This is a genomic window from Bacillus sp. FSL K6-1012, from assembly GCF_037964915.1.
GTDB lineage: Bacteria > Bacillota > Bacilli > Bacillales > Bacillaceae > Bacillus > Bacillus halotolerans.
Genome location: NZ_CP150175.1, coordinates 3,081,852 through 3,103,037, shown reverse-complemented (window position 1 = coordinate 3,103,037; position 21,186 = coordinate 3,081,852). Strand labels below are relative to the sequence as shown.

22 protein-coding genes are annotated in these 21,186 nt (G+C 45.4%); 16 read left to right on the top strand and 6 right to left on the bottom strand.

The features are described from left to right. Positions 1-199 precede the first annotated feature (199 nt). Both murJ and NSS75_RS16140 read left to right on the top strand, forming a co-directional pair. Entirely contained in the window at positions 200-1,837 is a 1,638-nt protein-coding gene (gene murJ / locus NSS75_RS16145; RefSeq protein ID WP_024122540.1) for a lipid II flippase MurJ, read from the top strand. A 65-nt stretch (positions 1,838-1,902) separates the two neighbouring features. Further along, on the top strand, positions 1,903-2,622 hold the full coding sequence (locus tag NSS75_RS16140; protein ID WP_024122539.1) for a pseudouridine synthase: 720 nt from the start codon (positions 1,903-1,905) through the stop codon (positions 2,620-2,622). A 126-nt stretch (positions 2,623-2,748) separates the two neighbouring features. Here NSS75_RS16140 and NSS75_RS16135 read toward each other — a convergent pair whose 3' ends face one another. Beyond that, positions 2,749-2,970 (bottom strand): DeoR family transcriptional regulator, encoded by a 222-nt coding sequence (locus NSS75_RS16135; protein WP_003152337.1) that lies wholly within the window; start codon positions 2,968-2,970, stop codon positions 2,749-2,751. A gap of 287 nt (positions 2,971-3,257) precedes the next feature. Here NSS75_RS16135 and NSS75_RS16130 point away from each other — a divergent pair, with 287 nt between their 5' ends. Together NSS75_RS16130 and NSS75_RS16125 are read left to right on the top strand one after the other, a co-directional pair. Beyond that, positions 3,258-3,968 (top strand): ABC transporter ATP-binding protein, encoded by a 711-nt coding sequence (locus tag NSS75_RS16130; RefSeq protein WP_024122538.1) that lies wholly within the window; start codon positions 3,258-3,260, stop codon positions 3,966-3,968. Further along, the gene (locus tag NSS75_RS16125; RefSeq protein ID WP_101860106.1) at positions 3,965-5,122 is read left to right on the top strand and encodes an ABC transporter permease; all 1,158 of its coding nucleotides are present in this window, start codon (positions 3,965-3,967) and stop codon (positions 5,120-5,122) included. The genes NSS75_RS16130 and NSS75_RS16125 overlap by 4 nt, the downstream gene beginning before the upstream one ends. 35 nt (positions 5,123-5,157) lie before the next feature. On the opposite strand, the gene pbuO is transcribed toward NSS75_RS16125, so the two are convergent. Then, entirely contained in the window at positions 5,158-6,456 is a 1,299-nt protein-coding gene (gene pbuO / locus NSS75_RS16120) for a hypoxanthine/guanine permease PbuO (protein WP_024122536.1), read from the bottom strand. A 96-nt stretch (positions 6,457-6,552) separates the two neighbouring features. Here pbuO and pepV point away from each other — a divergent pair, with 96 nt between their 5' ends. Then, a complete protein-coding gene (gene pepV / locus NSS75_RS16115; protein WP_101860107.1) occupies positions 6,553-7,944 on the top strand; it encodes a dipeptidase PepV in 1,392 nt (463 codons plus the stop codon). A 33-nt stretch (positions 7,945-7,977) separates the two neighbouring features. Here pepV and cysK read toward each other — a convergent pair whose 3' ends face one another. Next, complete coding sequence (gene cysK, locus NSS75_RS16110; RefSeq protein ID WP_038954259.1) at positions 7,978-8,913, bottom strand: cysteine synthase A; 936 nt, start codon at positions 8,911-8,913, stop codon at positions 7,978-7,980. A gap of 148 nt (positions 8,914-9,061) precedes the next feature. Here cysK and thpR point away from each other — a divergent pair, with 148 nt between their 5' ends. From thpR to NSS75_RS16085, 5 genes are all read left to right on the top strand, one after another. Then, positions 9,062-9,613, top strand: coding sequence for an RNA 2',3'-cyclic phosphodiesterase (gene thpR, locus NSS75_RS16105; protein WP_339233871.1), 552 nt, complete (start codon positions 9,062-9,064; stop codon positions 9,611-9,613). Positions 9,614-9,636: 23 nt separating this feature from the next. After that, entirely contained in the window at positions 9,637-10,551 is a 915-nt protein-coding gene (locus NSS75_RS16100) for a hypothetical protein (RefSeq protein ID WP_101860109.1), read from the top strand. Positions 10,552-10,599: 48 nt separating this feature from the next. Beyond that, positions 10,600-11,529: a YegS/Rv2252/BmrU family lipid kinase gene (locus NSS75_RS16095; RefSeq protein WP_024122531.1), complete on the top strand. Its 930-nt coding sequence runs from the start codon at positions 10,600-10,602 to the stop codon at positions 11,527-11,529. 25 nt (positions 11,530-11,554) lie between these two features. After that, positions 11,555-13,711 carry a type I pullulanase gene (gene pulA, locus NSS75_RS16090; protein WP_339233867.1) on the top strand — a complete coding sequence of 719 codons (2,157 nt, stop codon included), beginning with the start codon at positions 11,555-11,557 and terminating at the stop codon, positions 13,709-13,711. A 181-nt stretch (positions 13,712-13,892) separates the two neighbouring features. Beyond that, complete coding sequence (locus tag NSS75_RS16085) at positions 13,893-14,687, top strand: phosphotransferase family protein (RefSeq protein ID WP_038954258.1); 795 nt, start codon at positions 13,893-13,895, stop codon at positions 14,685-14,687. Positions 14,688-14,690: 3 nt separating this feature from the next. On the opposite strand, the gene NSS75_RS16080 is transcribed toward NSS75_RS16085, so the two are convergent. Beyond that, on the bottom strand, positions 14,691-14,969 hold the full coding sequence (locus NSS75_RS16080; RefSeq protein ID WP_024122528.1) for a YtzH-like family protein: 279 nt from the start codon (positions 14,967-14,969) through the stop codon (positions 14,691-14,693). Between the two features lie 208 nt (positions 14,970-15,177). Between NSS75_RS16080 and trmB the strand changes: the two genes are divergently transcribed. The 3 genes from trmB to NSS75_RS16065 all read left to right on the top strand — a co-directional run bounded on the left by trmB (position 15,178) and on the right by NSS75_RS16065 (position 18,518). Next, positions 15,178-15,819, top strand: a complete 642-nt coding sequence (trmB, locus tag NSS75_RS16075) for a tRNA (guanosine(46)-N7)-methyltransferase TrmB (RefSeq protein WP_038954257.1) — start codon at positions 15,178-15,180, stop codon at positions 15,817-15,819. Positions 15,820-15,889: 70 nt separating this feature from the next. Continuing rightward, positions 15,890-16,735, top strand: a complete 846-nt coding sequence (locus tag NSS75_RS16070; protein WP_263463117.1) for an MBL fold metallo-hydrolase — start codon at positions 15,890-15,892, stop codon at positions 16,733-16,735. 82 nt (positions 16,736-16,817) lie between these two features. Beyond that, positions 16,818-18,518 carry an NAD-dependent malic enzyme gene (locus NSS75_RS16065; protein ID WP_024122526.1) on the top strand — a complete coding sequence of 567 codons (1,701 nt, stop codon included), beginning with the start codon at positions 16,818-16,820 and terminating at the stop codon, positions 18,516-18,518. Positions 18,519-18,571: 53 nt separating this feature from the next. Here the strand turns inward: NSS75_RS16065 and NSS75_RS16060 are convergent, their stop codons facing one another. Beyond that, complete coding sequence (locus NSS75_RS16060) at positions 18,572-18,889, bottom strand: PepSY domain-containing protein (RefSeq protein ID WP_024122525.1); 318 nt, start codon at positions 18,887-18,889, stop codon at positions 18,572-18,574. Between the two features lie 157 nt (positions 18,890-19,046). On the opposite strand from NSS75_RS16060, the gene NSS75_RS16055 reads away from it, so the two are divergent. Continuing rightward, on the top strand, positions 19,047-20,120 hold the full coding sequence (locus NSS75_RS16055; RefSeq protein ID WP_024122524.1) for a M42 family metallopeptidase: 1,074 nt from the start codon (positions 19,047-19,049) through the stop codon (positions 20,118-20,120). A gap of 57 nt (positions 20,121-20,177) precedes the next feature. Here NSS75_RS16055 and NSS75_RS16050 read toward each other — a convergent pair whose 3' ends face one another. Next, positions 20,178-20,624: a YtoQ family protein gene (locus NSS75_RS16050; protein WP_024122523.1), complete on the bottom strand. Its 447-nt coding sequence runs from the start codon at positions 20,622-20,624 to the stop codon at positions 20,178-20,180. 77 nt (positions 20,625-20,701) lie between these two features. On the opposite strand from NSS75_RS16050, the gene NSS75_RS16045 reads away from it, so the two are divergent. Beyond that, the gene (locus NSS75_RS16045; protein ID WP_125825412.1) at positions 20,702-20,818 is read left to right on the top strand and encodes a hypothetical protein; all 117 of its coding nucleotides are present in this window, start codon (positions 20,702-20,704) and stop codon (positions 20,816-20,818) included. 39 nt (positions 20,819-20,857) lie between these two features. After that, positions 20,858-21,181, top strand: a complete 324-nt coding sequence (locus tag NSS75_RS16040) for a thioredoxin family protein (RefSeq protein ID WP_010331513.1) — start codon at positions 20,858-20,860, stop codon at positions 21,179-21,181. Positions 21,182-21,186: the final 5 nt, after the last annotated feature.

The window sequence follows — 21,186 nt, the reverse complement described above, 5'->3', positions numbered from 1 at the left end:
TCATCAACTTTCTTTTTACATTTCGTGTGCGGAACGCTGTCCGCAGTACTATTATAGCGAAAGACAGGTTCTGCTTAAACGTATTTTGCCGCAAACTTGCATTGTTCCTGAGATTGCTTTTGTATTTATTACCGTCTATATGCCCAGTTGTGTTAAAATAGAAAAGTTGAATCTTCGTAGAAAATGGTGATGAAGAAACATGTCAAGCAAACTGTTAAGAGGCACGTTTGTGTTAACGCTCGGTACATATATTTCACGGATACTGGGAATGGTTTATTTAATTCCTTTCAGCATCATGGTCGGAGCGACAGGCGGTGCGTTATTTCAATACGGATACAATCAATACACTTTATTTTTGAACATTGCCACAATGGGCTTTCCAGCCGCCGTTTCTAAATTTGTTTCCAAATATAATTCCAAAGGGGATTATGAAACAAGCAGAAAAATGCTGAAGGCGGGCATGTCGGTTATGCTTGTAACGGGAATGATTGCCTTTTTTATACTATATTTATCTGCTCCGTTTTTTGCGGAAATATCGCTTGGGGGCAAAGATAATAACGGTTTGACGATTGATCATGTCGTATATGTCATCCGCATGGTCAGCTTAGCGCTTTTAGTCGTGCCGATTATGAGTCTTGTGCGCGGATTTTTCCAAGGTCACCAAATGATGGGGCCGACGGCTGTCTCTCAAGTTGTTGAGCAGATTGTCCGCATCATCTTTTTATTGAGTGCGACCTTCTTGATTTTGAAAGTCTTAAACGGCGGCCTTGTGATCGCTGTCGGTTATGCAACCTTTGCAGCTCTGATCGGTGCCTTCGGCGGGCTGATCGTATTGTATATTTATTGGAACAAACGAAAAGGCAATCTGCTGGCGATGATGCCTAATACGGGGCCGACAGCAGATTTAAGCTACAAGAAAATGTTTTTCGAGCTCTTCAGCTATGCCGCTCCCTACGTGTTTGTCGGACTAGCTATCCCTTTGTATAACTATATTGATACAAATACGTTTAACAAAGCCATGATTGAAGCGGGGCATCAAGCTATCAGTCAGGATATGATGGCCATTCTGACACTTTACGTGCAGAAGCTCGTGATGATCCCGGTTTCTCTTGCGACGGCATTCGGACTGACCTTAATTCCGACGATCACAGAATCGTTTACAAGCAGAAACTACAAGCTGTTAAATCAGCAGATCAACCAGTCGATGCAGACGATCCTGTTTTTAATTATTCCGGCTGTTGTCGGTATATCGGTATTAGCAGGCCCTGTGTACACGTTCTTTTACGGATCAGAGAGCCTTCATCCTGAATTGGGGAAAGATATCCTGTTTTGGTATTCGCCAGTTGCGATCTTGTTCTCTTTGTTTACTGTCAACGCCGCCATATTGCAGGGCATCAATAAGCAAAAATTTGCGGTTGCCAGTCTGGTGATCGGTGTCGTGATCAAACTTGTGCTGAATGTCCCGCTGATTAAGCTGATGCAGGCTGACGGCGCTATTTTAGCTACGGCACTCGGGTATACTGCTTCACTTATATACGGATTTATCATGATCAAACGGCATGCCGGCTATTCGTATAAAATATTAGTGAAACGGGGCGTTCTAATGCTGCTCTTGTCAGCAGTGATGGCGATAGCCGTTAAAATCGTCCAGTGGGTGTTAAGCTTTTTCATCTCCTACGAGGATGGCCAGCTGCATGCTGCGATCGTCGTGCTGATTGCCGCTGTGGTCGGCGGAGCTGTCTACCTGTATTGCGCTTATCGTTTAGGGTTTTTACAGAAAATATTCGGCCGCCGTTTACCGGGGTTCTTAAAGAAAGGCAGACATGCCGCTGATTAACAGAATATGTTGAAACAGAGGGCTCGCTTGATGCGGGCTTTCTTTTATAGGAAGGAGAGATTGGCATGAGACTAGATAAGCTGCTTGCCAACAGCGGGTATGGTTCGAGAAAAGAGGTCAAATCGATTGTGAAAGCGGGAGCCGTCATGGTCGACGGAAAGCCGGCAAAAGATGTCAAGGCGCACGTGGACCCTGATGCGCAGGAGGTGACCGTTTATGGCGAGCCGATTGATTACCGCGAGTTTATTTATATCATGATGAATAAACCGCAGGGCGTGCTGTCAGCGACTGAGGACAGCCGGCAAAAGACAGTGGTCGATTTGCTGACGCCGGATGAACTTAGATTCGAGCCGTTTCCTGCCGGCCGGCTTGATAAGGATACAGAAGGATTTCTGCTGCTGACAAATGACGGTCAGCTCGCTCACCGGCTGCTATCGCCGAAAAAGCATGTTCCGAAAACGTATGAGGTCCACTTAAAGTCGCAAATTTCGCCAGAAGACATCAACAGCTTAGAGACTGGGGTATTTATTGAAGGCGGCTACAAAACAAAGCCGGCACAAGCAGAAATAAAGGCAAACGATAAAGGGCATACCGTGATATACCTGACGATAACAGAAGGGAAATATCATCAAGTCAAACAGATGGCAAATGCTGTCGGCAATGAAGTCATTTATCTGAAGCGGCTCTCAATGGGACGCGTATCCTTGGATCCTGCTTTGGAGCCGGGAGAATACCGTGAGCTTACAGAAGAAGAACTTGAATGGCTGAACGAGCCGCAAGCATGAAAAAATCCCGCATCACACATGCGGGATTTTTATTATATATATAAGCACACAAAAACAAGGCTAAGAACGCTCCTCGCCCTGTATCTATCAGGCCGCTCACAGGGCGGCCCTATGTAATTTTTAATGTTATGAGGTAATCTTTACTTTCTTTCTCGTTGTCTCCCATTTGCCACGGCTTGGACTATGAACAAGATCATTATATGCTAACACATTTAAGTCTCTTTGAATCGTTCTAGGTGTAATGCCGAATTCGTCAACCAGTTCCTGTGTTGTCACAAGGCCTTTCTCTTGAATAAACATGTAAACTGATTTGATTCGAGTTAGCATACGGTTTGTTGAAGGTTTCAAAAAACCACTCCCTATCATAAGATCGGATGGACTTGACTAACCACAACTCACGACTATCAACTGCGTACGAAATAGCAACTAAGGCAGACATCTGTAATATTTAAATAATTCGCCTTCATTATACACGATTTCGCAGCGGTGAATCTAGGAATAAGTATGATAAATTTTTTCCAATTTGAGTTTGGCCGCCATCCTTGTTGGATTACTATGTATTTCACCACAATATTATTATGGATAAAGAAACTTTTTTTATTCTGATTCGTATGTGATTTGGGGGGTGAGTGAGATTGAGAATGTTGTTGGAAGCATCGATAGAGCAAGCAGGGTATACAAGCCGAAAAAAAGTGCTCACCGATGTTTTATTGGAAGTCAGAGAAGGGGAGCTTGTCGGGTTGATTGGAGCGAACGGCGCTGGAAAAAGTACTGCCATCAAGGCGATACTCGGCCTCTCGCAAGACTTTAAAGGGACTATCGCTTGGAATGATTGCTCGTTTGCTTATATTCCGGAGCACCCGTCCTTTTATGAGGAATTAACGCTGTGGGAGCATCTCGACCTGATCAGCACTTTGCACGGCATTGGTCAGAGTGAATTCGAATACCGTGCCCAAAGTCTTCTTGAAACATTTTCGCTTGATCATGTCATGCATGAGCTGCCGGTGACGTTTTCGAAGGGCATGCAGCAAAAGCTGATGCTGATTCAGGCCTTTCTTTCTAAGCCTGATATGTATGTGATTGATGAACCGTTTATCGGCCTTGACCCGATATCGACAAAACGCTTTGTGGACATGCTGAAGGCTGAGAAAGATAGAGGAGCCGGCATTCTCATGTGCACACACGTACTTGATACCGCGGAAAAAATCTGCGACCGGTTTTACATGATTGATAAAGGTTCTTTGTTTCTTCAGGGAACGTTAAAAGATATTCAAGAGCAGACAGGGTTAGACGGGCAGTCATTGCTTGACTGTTTTTATACGGCGATTCAAGGAGGAAAGGCATGAACGGGCGCTCTCTCTTTTTTCGAAGGTGGCTGGATTTTTACCGATATCAGTTTAAGGTGCTGCATGCTGTCATTGATTGGACGGTTGCGCTCTACATTGTCCTGCCGGCGCTTGCTTTTGTGATTTATCAGTATGTGGAGTGGACGAATGGAAACGGCCTTCTTTACGAGTGGTCTGAGAGAGTCGAATGGAGATGGTTATACGCTGTCGGTATACTGATTGTTTGCACAGGCTCCATCCATACTTTTTTACTGGAAGCGGACCAGGTGTTTTTGCTGCAAAAGAAAGCGATCATTCGCCAGATGAAACAATACGCATTGGTGTATTCTTTATTGTTCACGTTCGCCAAATGGCTGTTGCTCTTTTTTCTTTTTCTTCCCTTTATCATTGATTCTGTTCGCGTCACTATTCCAGAAAGCGCTGCTCTATTGATCTATGCATTCGGTCTTCATACGCTCTTTTTATCCTTGAAGCAGGACAGGGTCAGAAAACCAAGATCTATTTGGAGACAGATTGCAGACTTTTTTCTCAAGGCTGTGCTTTTGGCGTGTTCTTTTCTCATGATTACCTTTACTGAGTGGCACTTGCTCTCGCTTGCCGGTGTTTTGTTTTTTATTTTTGCTTTCATACGCAGTTTGAAAAAGACGGCTTCATTTTCGGCTTTTGAGGCAGAGGTGCTTGAGGAGAAAAAAATCAGGCTCACTCTTGCAGGTCTTGTAATGATGACGAGCCAAGATGTGAGAATGCCGAGAGTAAAGGACAGGATGAGGAGAAAACCACTATTATTCCGGAATTCTAAAAGGATATTTAAGAAACGGACAATGTATACAATTTATAAAGAATTGTTTTTTAAAGTCATGCTGAGGAATGGGGAGTATGCGAGGCATCTGTATATGCTTTTGTCGGCTTTTACGGTTTTAACAGTCGTTTCCCCGATCGTTCTTAAGGTGATTGCGCTGCTGGTTTATACAGGTGTTTGCCGTTATGTGCTTTCGCTTATTTTTGACAAAGTGATGGATGCGCCGATCTTAATTGGGGCTGATAAGGAAAGTGATGAATATTACCGGGCCAGAAAAAGCTGTGTGAACACGCTGCACTATGCTTGTGTTGCCTGCTGCTTTTTGGCGGCTGCTATCTCTTTTTTGGTGAAATAAAAACCCAAACGGATGCCGTTTGGGTTTTCTGTATGTTATAGAATAAATAGCTGGATGAAAAACAGAACGGCAAATGCGAGGACGAGCGGATGAATGTCTCTCCATTTTCCCCGTGCTGCTTTCACAATCGGATACGAAATAAAGCCAAGCGCAATTCCTGTGGAAATGCTTGATGTAAGAGGCATGGTCAGAACAACGAGAAATGCCGGAAATGCCTCGTCCATCTCCTTCCAGTTAATATTCGACACCGAGCCCATCATCAGGCTGCCGACAATAATCAAAGCCGGTGAGGTGATGGCGGATATGCCGGATAAGGCGCTGACAAGCGGACTGAAAAACATCGAAGCTGCAAACAATACCGCGACAGTTAAAGACGTAAGACCTGTTCTTCCCCCGGCTGCGACGCCAGCTGAAGACTCGACAAACGCGGTTGTCGGACTTGTTCCGAAAACAGCACCGACTGTGGTCGCCGTTGAATCAGCAAGCAGCGCTTTTCGCGCGTTCGGGAGCTTGTTGTTTTTCATCAATCCGGCTTGCTCGGCCACACCGATCATCGTACCGGTCGTATCAAAAATCGTTACAAGCAGAAATGAAAAGACGACAGCGTACAGGCCGTGATGGATCACATCGCCAAAAGCGGAGAACGGATTTGAAATAATCAATCCCTCAGGCAAATGCGGAAAAGACATAAAGCCTTTAGGAAAATGCAGCTGGCCGGTAAAAAACGCGATCAAAGCGGTAGCTGCCATTCCGATAAATAACGCTCCGCTTACATTCAGCACCATCAGGATCACACTGATCAATAAGCCGATCAGCGTTAAGATAACCGCTGGCGAATGAAGGTTGCCGAGTGTGACCAGATTTGATTTATCAGCCGTAATAATTCCCGCCTGCCGTAAACCGATAAACGCAATAAAAAGCCCGATCCCTGTGGTGATCCCGTATTTTAAATTGTTTGGAATCGCTTCTATCAGTTGTTTTCTTAAAGGCGTTAACGATAGAATAATGAAGAGAACCCCTGCTGTGAATACTGCGCTGAAAGCTGTTGCGTACGTGATGCCGCCGCCGCTTGCGCCTACAACGTGATAGGCTAAGTAAGCGTTTAAGCCCATGCCGGGCGCAATGGCAATCGGATAATTTGCAGCCAGGGCCATCCACAGCGTTCCGACAATGGAGGCGATAATCGTTGCGGTAAAGACCTGGTCAAAAGGAACTCCGGCATTCGCTAAAATGACCGGATTCACCACTACAATATAGACCATTGTGAAAAAGGTCGTCAATCCAGCTATGATTTCTTGTTTAATCGATGTTTGCTGCTCTTTTAGATGAAACATAGTAACCTCCAATTACGAACGTTTTAACAAAACACCATTAATATTATTCGTTTTATTTAGTTTTTGCAAGTGATTTATTGCAGAAAGGGGATCATTATGAACTGGGAAGTCGAAGTGATCAGAAAAAAAGATGATTTGATTCGCGATACGCAGGAATTCTTGAGAATCAACAGTGTAATGGACGAAACAACAGCCGGGCCCGGCAAACCATTCGGAGAAGGGGTAAATGCCAGCTTGACCTCTTTGCTTGAGCTTGGAGAAAAAGAAGGATTTTCCGTAAAAAATCTTGACGGGTTCGCCGGTCATATCGAATGGGGCGAGGGTGAAGACATTGTCGGCGTTCTTTGCCATGTTGATGTTGTACCGCCCGGAGACGGCTGGACAAGTGATCCGTTTTCAGCGGACATCCGAAACGGACGGATTTATGCAAGGGGCGCCATTGACGACAAAGGTCCGACGATGGCGGCGTTCTACGCGCTGAAAATCGTCAAAGACATGAATCTGCCGCTTTCTAAACGTGTCAGAATCATTATCGGAACAGATGAAGAAAGTGATTGGAGATGTGTGGAGCATTATTTCAAGCACGAAGAAATGCCGACTCTCGGTTTTGCGCCAGATGCAGATTTCCCGATTATTAACGCGGAAAAAGGGATTATTGATGCTTCACTGCTCATCCCGCACCGCGCAAACGAAGCCGCTTCAGAAACAGTTCTTGCCTCGTTTACATCAGGTCTCCGTTTAAACATGGTGCCAGACGCTGCGGAAGCTGTTCTTGAAGGATCAAATATAGAAGAGGTTCTTGCCTCATTTAAAGACATGCTCCGCGCAACGGATCAAAAAGGTGAAGCTGAGATTGAGAATGGGCAGCTGATCTTGCGCATGCACGGACTTTCCTGCCATGCGATGGAACCGAACAATGGAGTGAATGCCGGCATCAAACTGGCAGAATTTTTGTGCCAGACTGAGCTGGATGAAGCCGGACAGCGTTTTGTTCAAGTCGTGACAGACAAATTTTCAGATGATACGAGAGGAAAGAAGCTGAATATTGACTGTGAGGATGACATTAGCGGAGAGCTGACATTAAATGTCGGAACACTGCGCTATACAGAAGGGCAAGGAGGCGAGCTCGGAATCAATATCCGCTATCCGGTAACGGCGGAAAGCAAAATGATTCGCGATGCGTTTGAAAGCGCCGCTGAATTTGAGCTTGAAGAATTTAAAGACAGCAAGCCGCATCACGTATCAGCAGACCATCCGCTAGTCAAAACACTGCAAAAGGTATATGAAGGCCAATTAGGCAAAAAAGCTGATTTAATTTCAATCGGCGGGGGAACTTACGCAAGATCTTTGAAAGCCGGCGTCGCATTCGGACCGCTGTTCCCCGGACGTCCCGATAGTGCGCACCAAAAGGATGAATATATTGAAATTGATGATCTCCTCAGAGCGACTGCTTTATATGCGCAGGCCATCTACGAACTTGCAAAATAAAAGGACCGGCTTCTTCTGAAGCCAGTCCTTTTTTTACACAAATGACCATAAATCAGTTGATAAATAACGTTCCCCGGTATCAGCTGTCATACAGACAACGACTTGATCAGGAGAGAGACGTTTGGCGGCTTCAATCGCCGCGAAGCAGGCAGCGCCTGAAGAAGGTCCGACGAGAATTCCTTCCTCCGCAGCAAGGCGTCTGGTTGTCGTATAAGCATCCTCATCAGTGATTTTGATAATTTCATCATATACATCTTGATTTAAAACTGGAGGAATGAAGCCTGGGCTTGTCCCAACCAGCTTATGCGCACCCGGTTTTCCGCCTGATAATACCGGAGACCCCGCAGGCTCGACAACATGAACCAAAATATCCGGGAAAAGTTCTTTTAGCGCTTCACCGGTGCCTGTAATGGTCCCGCCAGTACCGGAAGAAGCTACAAAAGCGCCTAGCGGTTTTCCGATTTCTTTTATTGCCCGGGCAATTTCCAGAGCAGTTGTTTTTCGATGCGCGTCAGGATTTGCGGTATTATCAAACTGCATCGGAATGAAGCTGTTCGGAATTTGTTCGGCGAGCTCTTTTGCTTTTTTAATGCTGCCGGGCATTCTTTCCGATCCGGGAGTTAACACAACCTCTGCACCATAGGCTTTGAGGAGGTTGATCCGCTCCTTCGTCATTGTATCCGGCATTACTAAAATCGCTTTATAGCCGCGGGCCGCCGCATTCATGGCGAGTCCGATTCCGGTATTTCCGCTGGTTGGCTCAATGATAACTGAGCCAGGCTTGAGTAAGCCGTTTTGTTCTGCTTCTATGATCATATTGTAAGCGGCTCTGTCTTTCACACTGCCGCTTGGATTGAAAAATTCAAGTTTTAAATAGACTTGTGCTGCGTTTTCCGGCTGAAGCCGATTCAATCTCACAAGCGGTGTATCTCCTATAAGATCAGAAGTGTTTTCAAAGATTTTCAACATTGTCATTCCTTTCTGAATAAAACAAGTGTCATATAATATCCTAACATAATAAACGGTTGCGCGAGAGTGTTTTCATATGCGGTTCCTCTATTCGCGCAGCCTCTTTATTGATAAAATAATAGCAGTCAAAGAAGGGAGTGTCAGACGGATGTCAGATATCCGGCCTCATTATTTCATCGGCGTGCCCATTCCGCCGGAAATTGCAAATCCGATTTACCAGGCTGCGAAAAGCGAGCCGGCGCTCACGTTTCAAAAATGGGTGCACCCGCTTGACTACCATATCACGTTAATTTTTCTCGGTGCGGCGGACGAAGCGCAAATCAAGCAGCTTGAAGGCTCGCTTGCCGAGATAGCTGTTGATGCCAATCCGTTTACAATTGAGTTTGACAAAATAGATGTGTTCGGAGACCGCAGGCAGCCGCGCGTGTTACATTTGGAGCCGAAGAAGAATACGGCGCTCGAAACACTGCGGGAGCATACAAAACAAGCTGTTCTTCAAGCAGGCTTTAAAGTGGAAAAGAGAGCGTATCATCCCCATATGACGCTGGCAAGAAAATGGACAGGCCAAAAGGGATTTCCGGCGCAGATCCCGTTTAAAAGCGGTGAGGTTTCAACGGCTATTGAACGATTTTCACTTTTTCAGACACACTTAAATCAATCACCAAAATATCAGGAAAAATACAAATTTTATTTAACTTAATTCATGCGGAGTGGAGAAACAAAATGGCACAAATCATCAAAATACATGATTATATATCGAGATATGAACTTGATCCGTACCATTATATGAATCAGTTTATACGGCTGAAAAAAGAGCGCTGGATTTCATTATTAGAAGCAGCGGAGCGCCAGCATGAAGAAAGACAAGCCAGTGCTGAACAGCCGGAACCGGTGCAGAAACGAAAAAAATTTTCATTGAAAAGAAGAAAAGAAGAGATAGAAGCCGATATACAAGAAGAGAGACACCAATGGTTTGAGGAAGAAGACGATCTGAACGTAAGGCTGCCGAAGAGCAGGATGGCGCTTGCTTCCTTTTATAAAAGACATTTATATGAATTTCAGCTCAAATGGGCAAGCTCTACTCTTTCCGAGATGTCAAATCTGTCAAACCAGGTGAAGCAGGACCGCATTTTGCATTTTCTGGCCCAGCAGCTTCCTGATTCTTATTTTATTATGTATAAGCCTGTGCTCAAAATTCAGCAGGCGGCAGTAGAATTAAGCATAGTGATCATTTCACCTCTTGACATTTTTTGCGTTTCTTTTATAGAGGCAGAGGAAGACAGTGTGTACATAGGATCTAAACATCGTTTTTGGGAGAAGAAAACAGGCTCTCAGACTGAATCGGTATTAAATCCGGCGTTGAGTCTGTTTCGGACGGGATCTGTTGTGTCGAAGATCGTAAAGGAAAAAGGCGCTGATATTCCAGTCTCGAAATTACTCCTGAGCAGAACGTCATACATTGATTACCCCGAACCGCCGTACGGTCTGGAAATAGTGGACAAACGGGGCTTGGCGGACTGGATGGAGAGGCAGAAGAAAAACACTGCTCCGATAAAACATCATCAATTAAAGGCTGCAAAAGCTTTGTTGTCTTATTGCCTGTCAGACTCCTATCGCAGACAAGAGTGGCTGGAGTAAAGCAGAACGATTTGAGCGGTTTTCTCATAACATAAGCAGGTGAGAAAGATGAGCCAATGGTTTTTTATTATTAATCCGGCAGCAGGGCATCGAAAAGGCCTGCGTGTTTGGAAGTCGATACAAAAGGAATTACTGAAACGAAAGATTGAGCACCGCTCATTTTTAACTGAACATCCGGGACACGCCGAGGTTCTCGCCCGGCAGATTTCAACGATTCAGGAACATAAGCTGAAACGCCTGATCGTTATCGGCGGAGACGGAACGATGCACGAAGTCGTCAACGGGCTGAAAGATGTTGACGATATCGAACTGAGTTTTGTGCCGGCTGGCGCGTACAATGATTTTTCCAGAGGATTCTCCATTAAGAAAATAGATCTGATTCAGGAAATCAGAAAGCTGAAGCGTCCGTTAACGCGAACGTTTCATTTAGGAAGCATTAATTTGCTTCAGGATAAATCGCAGGTTCTTTATTTTTTGAATCATATCGGAATCGGCTTTGACGCATACGTCAATAAGAAGGCGATGGAATTTCCATTAAAACGGGCGGTCCAGTTTCTGCGCCTCCGCTTTGTTGTCTATCCGCTTTCCCATTTGTACGCGTCGGCTACCTTTAAGCCGTTTTCGTTGGCTTGTACAATTGAAGGAGAGACACAGGAATTTCATCATGTCTGGTTTGCGGTCGTCTCCAATCATCCGTTTTACGGAGGCGGCATGAAGGCGGCCCCGCTTGCGAATCCGCGCGAACAGGCATTTGATATCATCATTGTTGAGAATCTGCCGTTTTTGAAAAAGTATTGGTTTTTATGCTTGATGACATTTGGAAAACACACCAAAATGGACGGCGTGACGATGTTTAAAGCGAAAGACCTTACGTTTTACACGAAGGACAAAATTCCGTTCCATGCTGACGGAGAAATCATGGGTACAACCCCATTCCGTCTGGCATCGAGTCCCTCACCCTTACGGATCAAAACATAAACGTTTTTGGAGGAGAGAGATTCTGATGGTCTGTATCCAACGCAGCTTTGAAGCGTATGCCGATGAAATGAATATCATTACGGTTCTGATTCCTGCTGATCAAAAAGATACCTTTACGCCGCCTTTTCAGCTTGAGACAGATACAGCGGAAATTCCTCTGACAGTCAGTCAGGAATGGCAAATAGAAGGGAAATACAAGTATGTATGTGTAGCTGAACAGCCGGTGGCTTTCGGAAAAACGCATCATGTCAAAGCATCTGGCGGCGGAAAAACGGATCTCCAAATCGGGGCGGTTGTCAGGACGGATGCGTTTGATGCTGCATTTTATTATGACGGAGAGCTCGGAGCTGTTTACGCTTCGGATTATACTGAATTTAAGGTATGGGCGCCTGCTGCGACGTCAGCTGCCGTCAAGCTGTCACATCCCGAAAAAAGCGGGCACACGCTTCAAATGACAAGAATGGAAAATGGAGTATACGCCGTTACAGCGGCTGGAGATCTGCACGGTTATGAGTATGTGTACCGGATTTGCAACAATTTAGAATGGACAGAAACGGTTGATCCGTATGCAAAAGCTGTGACGGTCAACGGAGAGAAGGGTGTCGTGCTGCGCCCTGATCAAGCAAATTCGGCTCCTTCGCTTACACCATTTTCAGACCCCGTTGAAGCCATTATTTATGAGATGCACATCCGAGACTTCTCCATTTATGAAAACAGCGGTATGAAGAACAAGGGGAAATATGCGGCGCTTGCTGAAACGGACACCAAAACGAAAAATGGCAGTTCTACAGGACTTTCTTATTTAAAAGAGCTTGGCGTTACGCATATAGAGCTTTTGCCGCTAAACGATTATGCCGGAGTTGATGAAGAAAACCCGCTTGCCGCCTACAATTGGGGCTATAATCCGCTTCATTTTTTCGCCCCGGAGGGAAGCTATTCCTCCAATCCTCACGACCCTCAGACAAGAAACACAGAAGTAAAACAAATGATTCACACCCTGCATCAGCATGGCCTGCGTGTCATTCTGGATGTTGTTTATAACCATGTATACCAAAGAGAGCACTCGCCCTTTGAAAAAACGGTGCCCGGTTATTTCTTCCGGCATGATCAATTCGGAATGCCTTCGAATGGCACCGGCGTAGGGAATGACATCGCCTCAGAAAGGCGGATGGCAAGGAAATTCATTACGGATTGCGTCATGTATTGGCTGAAGGAATACGATGTCGACGGCTTCCGCTTTGATCTGCTCGGCATTTTAGATATTGAAACGGTTCTTCATATGAAAGAAAAAGCATCTGAGGTAAAGTCCGGAATCCTTCTCTTTGGGGAAGGCTGGGATTTGGCAACACCGCTGCCGCCTGAACAGAAAGCGACATTGGCGAATGCATCGAAAATGCCGGGCGTCGGTTTTTTTAATGATTCGTTTCGTGACGCTGTTAAAGGGAATACCTTTCATATCGCGGCGGCGGGTTTTGCCCTTGGGAACGGCGAAAAAACGGAAACAGTCATGCACGGGATTGCCGGATCTTCCGGATGGAAAGAGACAGCCCCGCTTGTGTCTGCGCCGAGCCAGTCCATCAATTATGTCGAGTCGCATGACAACCACACATTTTGGGATAAAATGAGCCTCGCGCTTCCTCAAGAAAGTGAGAGCCGAAAAAGAAGCAGGCAAAAGCTGGCGTCTGCAATCATTCTGCTGGCCCAGGGAGTGCCGTTTATTCACAGCGGACAGGAATTTTTCCGGACGAAGCAGGGGGTGGAAAACAGCTATCAATCCAGTGACAGCATCAACCAGCTGGACTGGTCGCGGCGTGAAACATTCAAGCAGGATGTTGACTATGTCCGCAGGCTGATTTCGCTCAGAAAAGCGCATCCGGCATTCCGGCTTACGTCATCAGCCGATATTCAGCGCTGCCTTGAATGTCTGGCTCTCAAAGAGCACCTTATTGTATACCGGCTGTTTAACCTCGGCGCAATCGACGAATGGGAAGAAATCATTGTCATCCATCATGCCAGCCCCGATTCTGTTACATGGCAGCTGCCGAAAGATAAGGCTTACCGCCTTCTATGTGATACTGACGGGTTTCGTGCTGATCATGGAGAAATCAAGAAAGCGGTTGCTGTAAACGGCATCGGAACGGTTATCTTATATTTAGCACGAGATCTTACGAGTTTTGCTTGACGAAGTTTGTGCTATAGCGCTAAAATTTAAAAGACGGCTATTGATTAGCATATGAGACTCTCAATAGCTGTCTTTTTTATTTTTCATACGATTCGTACGAAAAAGGCATTCGCTGGATAGACTGAAGACGAATTGGCCTTTATTCTAAAATATTTTAAGAAATGATGGGTTGAACATTGATATGAACTGGTTGGGACAATTACTAGGTAGCGATTGGGAGATCTTCCCCGCCGGAGGAGCTACAGGAGATGCATATTATGCGAAACATAACGGGCAGCAGCTTTTTTTAAAACGTAATAGCTCACCTTTTTTAGCTGTTTTATCCGCCGAAGGCATTGTTCCTAAGCTGGTTTGGACAAAACGGATGGAGAATGGGGACGTCATAACGGCCCAGCACTGGATGACCGGCAGAGAGCTGAAGCCGAAAGACATGAGCGGACGGTCCGTTGCTGAATTGCTTCGTAAAATACACACATCAAAAGCCTTGCTGGACATGCTGAAGAGACTTGGAAAGGAACCGCTGAATCCAGGGACTCTGCTGTCTCAGCTTAAACAGGCTGTATTTGCTGTGCAGCAATCTTCGCCGCTGATTCAAGAAGGGATTAAGTATTTAGAAGATCATCTGCATGAAGTGCATTTCGGTGAGAAAGTCGTTTGCCATTGTGATGTCAATCATAATAACTGGTTATTGTCTGAAGACAACCAGCTGTATTTAATTGACTGGGACGGCGCCATGATCGCTGATCCGGCGATGGATCTGGGGCCATTGCTGTACCACTACGTCGAAAAGCCAGCTTGGGAGAGCTGGCTGGGCATGTACGGTATTGAGTTAACGGACGGCCTTCGGTTAAGAATGGCATGGTATGTGCTATCTGAAACAATCACTTTCATTGCCTGGCATAAATCCAAAGGAAACGATAAAGAATTCCATGATGCAATGGAAGAACTGCATATGCTGATGAAGCGAATTGTTTAATAATCAGGAATACGAATCCATTTCCTCTACCCATTGAGACAAGCTGCTCTGATGCTCTTGTATGTGTGAGTCGATAGATTTGGATGATATTCCTGATTGGCTGTATCGGTACACATCTTCCAGCACGTTTTTTAAGTGTGAATCGAGCTCGGTGTTTGCCATCAGCGATTTAATCACACGTTCAAGCTGTTCGTACTCTGCGACGGTTCCGCAGCAGTCTAATTGATGGTCAGTCAAAATGTCCTTCAATAGATCAACTTGATTCTCGTAATTTAAACCCATAAAACGGTACACATCCCTTCAGTATCTTACGGGTTAAATTGTTCAAAACAGTATGGTTTTATGCATGAGACACGAGTGTTCCGACAGATGGGAACCTCTTTTTTTATGTGATCTGCTCTAAAAAGGCACACCTTCAAAAACAAGCTTGCGGGTCTTTTTAATTCATGGTATGTTGTTAGTCGAAATAATAGATAGAGGTGTCAATCATATGAGAATGCGCCACAAGCCTTGGGCTGATGACTTTTTGGCTGAAAACGCAGATATTGCCATCAGCAATCCTGCTGATTATAAAGGAAAATGGAATACAGTGTTTGGCAACAGCAATCCGATCCATATCGAGGTCGGTACAGGAAAAGGGCAATTTATTTCCGGGATGGCCAAACAAAATCCTGACATTAATTATATTGGTATTGAGTTATTTAAAAGCGTAATTGTGACAGCTGTCCAGAAAGTAAAGGATAGCGAAGTGCCGAATGTAAAGCTTTTGAATATAGACGCGGACACGCTGACAGACGTGTTTGAGCCGGGTGAAGTCAAACGGGTGTACTTGAACTTTTCTGATCCTTGGCCGAAAAACCGCCACGAAAAACGCCGTCTGACGTATTCCCATTTTCTCAAGAAATATGAAGAAGTGATGGGGAAAGGCGGAGCAATTCATTTTAAAACAGACAACCGCGGCCTGTTTGAGTACTCGCTGAAAAGCTTCTCGGAATACGGTCTGCTGCTGACATATGTCAGTCTTGATCTGCATAACAGCGATATGGAAGATAACATCATGACAGAATATGAAGAAAAATTCTCAGCACTCGGCCAGCCGATCTATCGGGCTGAAGTTGAATGGAGAGCGTAAAACAGACTCTGACACAGGAGTCTGTTTTTTTTATGCGCTGTTTGCTACGATGATGACAGGGGGGATGAAAATGGAAACGATGAAAATTGGAAACACGACGTTAACTTGGCTTGACGGAGGGGTGACTCACATGGACGGAGGAGCCATGTTCGGTGTTGTTCCAAAGCCGTTATGGTCAAAAAAATACCCAGTCAATGAAAAAAACCAGATTGAACTAAGGACAGATCCAATTCTTATTCAAAAAGACGGGCTGAACGTGATCGTCGATGCCGGTATCGGGTCCGGAAAGCTGACTGAGAAACAAAAAAGAAACTACGGTGTGACCCAAGAATCCAATGTGAAAACATCATTAGCAGCGCTCGGGTTAACGGTTGAAGATATCCACGTGATCGCCATGACACACCTTCATTTTGACCATGCGTGCGGATTGACGGAATACGAAGGAGATAAACTGGTGCCAGTTTTTCCAAATGCCGTTATTTATACTTCATCTGTTGAATGGAATGAAATGCGCCATCCGAATATCAGATCGAAAAATACCTACTGGAAAGAAAACTGGGAGGCGGTTGCCGGCCAAGTGAAGACCTTTGAAGACACTTGCACGATAACAGGGGGGGTTACACTGCATCATACCGGGGGCCACAGTGCCGGCCACTGTGTTCTTGTATGTGAGGATGCGGGTGAAACCGCGGTACATATGGCGGATTTGATGCCGACACACGCCCACCGCAATCCATTATGGGTGCTGGCTTATGATGATTATCCGATGACCTCTATACCGCAAAAGCAAAAGTGGCAGGCGTATGCAGCGGAAAAAGACGCATGGTTTATTTTTTATCATGATGCCGTATATCGCGCACTAAAATGGGACGGGGACGAAAGAATGACAGAATCACTCAAACGAAAGAAACAATAGCATATTTTCATGTTTACCCTGCATGATTTCCGGCTAATAAAGCAAACCTAGTACTAATTATGCTCAGAAAGGAAGAGGCAGGGTGAAACAATTTGAAGTAACGAACGAAGGAGAAATTCAGACAACATTAAGAGGCCTTGAAGTACTCTCTGTTCCTTTTTTGAACAAAGGAGTAGCTTTTACAACAGAGGAAAGAAAAGCGCTCGGATTGAATGGCTTTTTGCCGCCGAAGGTATTGACCATTGATGAACAGGCAAAAAGAGCGTACGAACAGTTTTCCTCACAGCCTGACGATTTAAGTAAAAACGTTTATTTGACAGCGCTGCACGATCGAAATGAAACGCTGTTTTACCGTTTGTTAAATGACCACTTAGGGGAAATGCTCCCGATTGTATACACGCCGACAGTAGGTACGGCCATTCAGAGATACAGCCATGAATACAGGAAGCCGAGAGGGCTCTATCTGTCCATCGATGACCCGGAAGGCATGAGAGAGGCCTTTAAACAGTTTAAAGACAAAAGTGATGCCATCGATTTAATTGTCGCAACCGATGCTGAAGGGATTTTAGGAATCGGAGACTGGGGAGTCGGCGGTATCGCGATATCAATTGGCAAGCTTGCGGTATACACGGCCGCTGCCGGAATTGATCCGAGCAGAGTGCTGGCTGTCGTTTTGGATGCGGGCACAAATCAAGAGAGCCTCTTGAACGATCCGCTTTATGTCGGCAATCAGCATTCCAGAGTGCGCGGTGAACGCTATGACCAATTTATTGATGAATATGTCTCACTTGCAAGAGAGACATTCCCGAATGCATTGCTCCACTGGGAGGATTTCGGAGCGAAAAATGCACGCAGCATCTTGAAACGCTATAAAGATAAAATATGTACGTTTAATGATGATATACAAGGCACAGGCGCTGTTTCACTGGCGGCAGTTTTATCCTGTGCAAAAGCATCAAAAGTCCCGCTGAAGGATCACAGAGTCGTGATATTCGGAGCGGGGACGGCAGGAATCGGAATTGCTGAACAGCTGCGGGAAGCATTAGTGCGCGAGGGGCTGAGTGAGGAAGAATCATACCAGCGATTCTGGTGCATAGACCGAAACGGGCTGTTAACAGATGATATGGATCAGCTTCTCGATTTCCAAAAGCCTTATGCCCGTTCGGCTGATGAAGTGAAGGATTATCAGCGTAACGGAGAAGGAGGGGGCATTGATCTCCTTGAAGTGGTCCGGCAGGCGCAACCGACGATCCTGATCGGAACATCTACGGTTTCCGGTGCCTTTACTGAAGAAATTGTAAAAGAAATGGCGTCACACGTAAAACGTCCGGCGATTTTGCCGATGTCGAATCCGACGACTCTTTCCGAAGCAAAACCGCAAGATTTAATTGAATGGACGGAAGGCCGTGCGCTGATTACGACAGGAAGCCCGTTCCCGCCAGTGGAATATAACGGTGTAACGTACCATATTGGCCAAGCAAACAACGCGCTTGTTTTCCCTGGTCTCGGGCTTGGAACGATTGTCACCAAATCAAAATTAATAACCGATGGCATGTTTGAAGCATGTGCCCGCGCGATCGCAAGTATGGTCAATGTCGGAGTGCCTGGCGCGCCGATGCTTCCGAAGGTGGAGGATTTACGGACTGTATCGGCAACGGTTGCAGTTGAAGTCGCTAAAACCGCCATTAAGGAAGGCGTGGCCACTGAAGAGCCTGAGGATATCATTCAGGCTGTGCAGGACGCGATGTGGTATCCGGTATACAAACCAATTCGCGCGATATAATATAAAAAGAGCCGCTGCATGGGCAGCGGCTCCTATTTTACGCTTGTCCGGTGTTAAGACGCGATTGTATCGATGACATCTACAATTCTCCCCGTTTTCGCATCCACCATCACTTCATATTGCTCTAGTTCTCCGAAACCTGACCGTGTAACACCGGTCTTGTACACCTGCACGGTTTCTCCATTCACATTGTAGGGCTCCGGCTGGGTGTAGATCCATGATCCATCAATCGGCCCCCGCTGTTTAAAAGCGGATTTTACGATACGAAGCGCTCTTTCTGAAGAAATATAAGGCTTCATCACATATTGCTTCACAACAACAGCCGTACAAATTCCAAGTCCTGCTCCTAAAAGAAGATGACGCAATTTCAAAATAAAGCACCTCCTGATTGATCATACTTCCATTATACAGAAACCGCCAAATCTTGTTAAGCGATACGCGGCTCATTGAGCAGATTCAATCAGAGTGCTTGGAAAACAGAATTTTTTCTAATAAAATAAAAGAACTACATAGAAATGAGGGGAAAACATGAATCAAGAAACGAAAGCGCTTTTCCAAACACTGACGCAGCTTCCCGGAGCGCCGGGCAATGAGCATCAGGTCCGTGCGTTTATGAAGCAGGAGCTTGCCAAATATGCCGATGATATCGTTCAGGACAGACTGGGAAGTGTTTTCGGAGTCAGAAAAGGCGGAGAGGACGCGCCGAAAATCATGGTGGCTGGACATATGGATGAAGTCGGATTTATGGTGACATCCATTACAGATAACGGATTACTGAGGTTCCAAACGCTCGGCGGCTGGTGGAGTCAGGTGCTGCTGGCACAAAGAGTGGAAATTCAAACAGATAACGGCCCGGTTCCGGGAGTTATTTCAAGCATACCGCCGCATCTGTTAACAGATGCTCAGCGAAACCGTCCGATGGATATCAAAAACATGATGATTGATATCGGAGCGGATGATAAGGAAGACGCTATCAAAATCGGCATTAAACCGGGCCAGCAAATTGTCCCTGTATGCCCGTTTACCATTATGGCGAATGAAAAGAAAATATTATCAAAAGCGTGGGATAACCGGTACGGCTGCGGATTGAGCATTGAATTGCTGAAGGAATTGCAAGGTAAAGAACTGCCGAATACGCTTTACGCTGGCGCAACCGTTCAGGAAGAAGTCGGCTTAAGAGGCGCACAGACAGCGTCTCATATGATCAAACCGGATTTGTTCTTCGCGCTTGACGCCAGTCCGGCAAACGACATGAGCGGCGATAAACAGCAGTTTGGGCAGCTTGGAAAGGGCTTTTTGCTCCGCATTCTTGACAGAACAACAGTCATGCACCGCGGAATGAGAGAATTTGTTCTGGATATGGCTGAAACGCATCAGATTCCATATCAATACTTTGTTTCGGGCGGCGGAACAGATGCAGGCAGAGTGCATATTTCAAACAGCGGCGTTCCGTCAGCAGTTATCGGGATCTGCTCCCGCTACATTCATACAAATGCATCTATTATCCATATTGATGATTACGCTGCGGCTAAAGAAATGCTGATAAAGCTCGTAACTGCCTGTGACAAGCAGACAGTTGAAGCAATTAAAGAAAATATGTAAAACCTGGAGAAAAAGCTTGTTGAGCAAGGCTGTAAGCCATGTCGACAAGCTTTTTTCTTATTTTGTTTCAAATACATAGGAAAGTGCTTTAATGGCTTGGTTCACCGTTTCAACAGTCATATTCGCTTTGTTTGAAAGCTCTTTTAATGGGTGGTGGAGCGATTCAGGACGAATGATGATCAGGGGTTTGCCTTTTGCGATGGCATAGGAAGCATCCATTGCTGTGTTCCATTGTTTATACTTTTCGCCAAACAAGGCGATTACAAAGTCGGCTTTATTCATCAAGACGGCAGTTCTGAAGTTATTGATATCAGAAGCCTTGTCGTCCTTATAGACTGCGTTTGGCTGAGCGCCCATGATTTCTTCTCCGATATTGTCTGAACGGTCGTGATGCTCCATCGGGCCGACAAACGTAATCGGCAGCTTCAGTGACTTCGTTTTCTCCTTTATTTCCTCCCGCCAATTGCTGTGGATTTCTCCGGCTAAATAGACGATAAACTCCAAACTGGATCCCTCCTTATGTATGACCATTTGTCAATTTTACCCTCATGTAAAAGATGTTAAACGAAACGTGCTTGATAATGCAAATAAAATATGATAATGATAATGGGAAAGCTTATCTTACATATTCATTCGTTGCATATAAGTGGTTTTGCCGCAAGCAGTTTGGTATGATCCAAATGGACGAGTATCGATAAACTAACATGTAAGAACATAAACAACTGGAGGGATATTTGATGAAAAAAATCGAAACAACGCAAGAGCTGGAAAAAGCGGTAAAGGATGATTGGGCAGTATTTATGTTTTCTGCTGACTGGTGCCCGGACTGCCGTTTTGTAGAGCCTTTTCTTCCGGAATTGGAAGCAGACTTTCCTGAATTCACTTACTACTATGTAGACCGCGACAAATTTATTGATACATGCGCGGAGTGGGAGATTTACGGCATTCCAAGCTTTGTTGTGTTTAATGAAGGAAAAGAAGTGAATCGTTTTGTGAGCAAAGACCGCAAAACAAAAGAAGAAATTGAACAGTTTTTAACTGACTCTCTCGCAAAAGCGTAAAGGAG

Bases quoted from the DNA above. Each gene is read 5' to 3' on its own strand.
- murJ (WP_024122540.1), top strand. From the start codon at position 200: ATGTCAAGCAAACTGTTAAGAGGCACGTTTGTGTTAACGCTCGGTACA.
- NSS75_RS16140 (WP_024122539.1), top strand. From the start codon at position 1,903: ATGAGACTAGATAAGCTGCTTGCCAACAGCGGGTATGGTTCGAGAAAA.
- NSS75_RS16125 (WP_101860106.1), top strand. From the start codon at position 3,965: ATGAACGGGCGCTCTCTCTTTTTTCGAAGGTGGCTGGATTTTTACCGA.
- pbuO (WP_024122536.1), bottom strand. From the start codon at position 6,456: ATGTTTCATCTAAAAGAGCAGCAAACATCGATTAAACAAGAAATCATA.
- pepV (WP_101860107.1), top strand. From the start codon at position 6,553: ATGAACTGGGAAGTCGAAGTGATCAGAAAAAAAGATGATTTGATTCGC.
- cysK (WP_038954259.1), bottom strand. From the start codon at position 8,913: ATGTTGAAAATCTTTGAAAACACTTCTGATCTTATAGGAGATACACCG.
- thpR (WP_339233871.1), top strand. From the start codon at position 9,062: ATGTCAGATATCCGGCCTCATTATTTCATCGGCGTGCCCATTCCGCCG.
- NSS75_RS16100 (WP_101860109.1), top strand. From the start codon at position 9,637: ATGGCACAAATCATCAAAATACATGATTATATATCGAGATATGAACTT.
- NSS75_RS16095 (WP_024122531.1), top strand. From the start codon at position 10,600: ATGAGCCAATGGTTTTTTATTATTAATCCGGCAGCAGGGCATCGAAAA.
- pulA (WP_339233867.1), top strand. From the start codon at position 11,555: ATGGTCTGTATCCAACGCAGCTTTGAAGCGTATGCCGATGAAATGAAT.
- NSS75_RS16085 (WP_038954258.1), top strand. From the start codon at position 13,893: ATGAACTGGTTGGGACAATTACTAGGTAGCGATTGGGAGATCTTCCCC.
- NSS75_RS16080 (WP_024122528.1), bottom strand. From the start codon at position 14,969: ATGGGTTTAAATTACGAGAATCAAGTTGATCTATTGAAGGACATTTTG.
- trmB (WP_038954257.1), top strand. From the start codon at position 15,178: ATGAGAATGCGCCACAAGCCTTGGGCTGATGACTTTTTGGCTGAAAAC.
- NSS75_RS16070 (WP_263463117.1), top strand. From the start codon at position 15,890: ATGGAAACGATGAAAATTGGAAACACGACGTTAACTTGGCTTGACGGA.
- NSS75_RS16055 (WP_024122524.1), top strand. From the start codon at position 19,047: ATGAATCAAGAAACGAAAGCGCTTTTCCAAACACTGACGCAGCTTCCC.
- NSS75_RS16045 (WP_125825412.1), top strand. From the start codon at position 20,702: ATGCAAATAAAATATGATAATGATAATGGGAAAGCTTATCTTACATAT.
- NSS75_RS16040 (WP_010331513.1), top strand. From the start codon at position 20,858: ATGAAAAAAATCGAAACAACGCAAGAGCTGGAAAAAGCGGTAAAGGAT.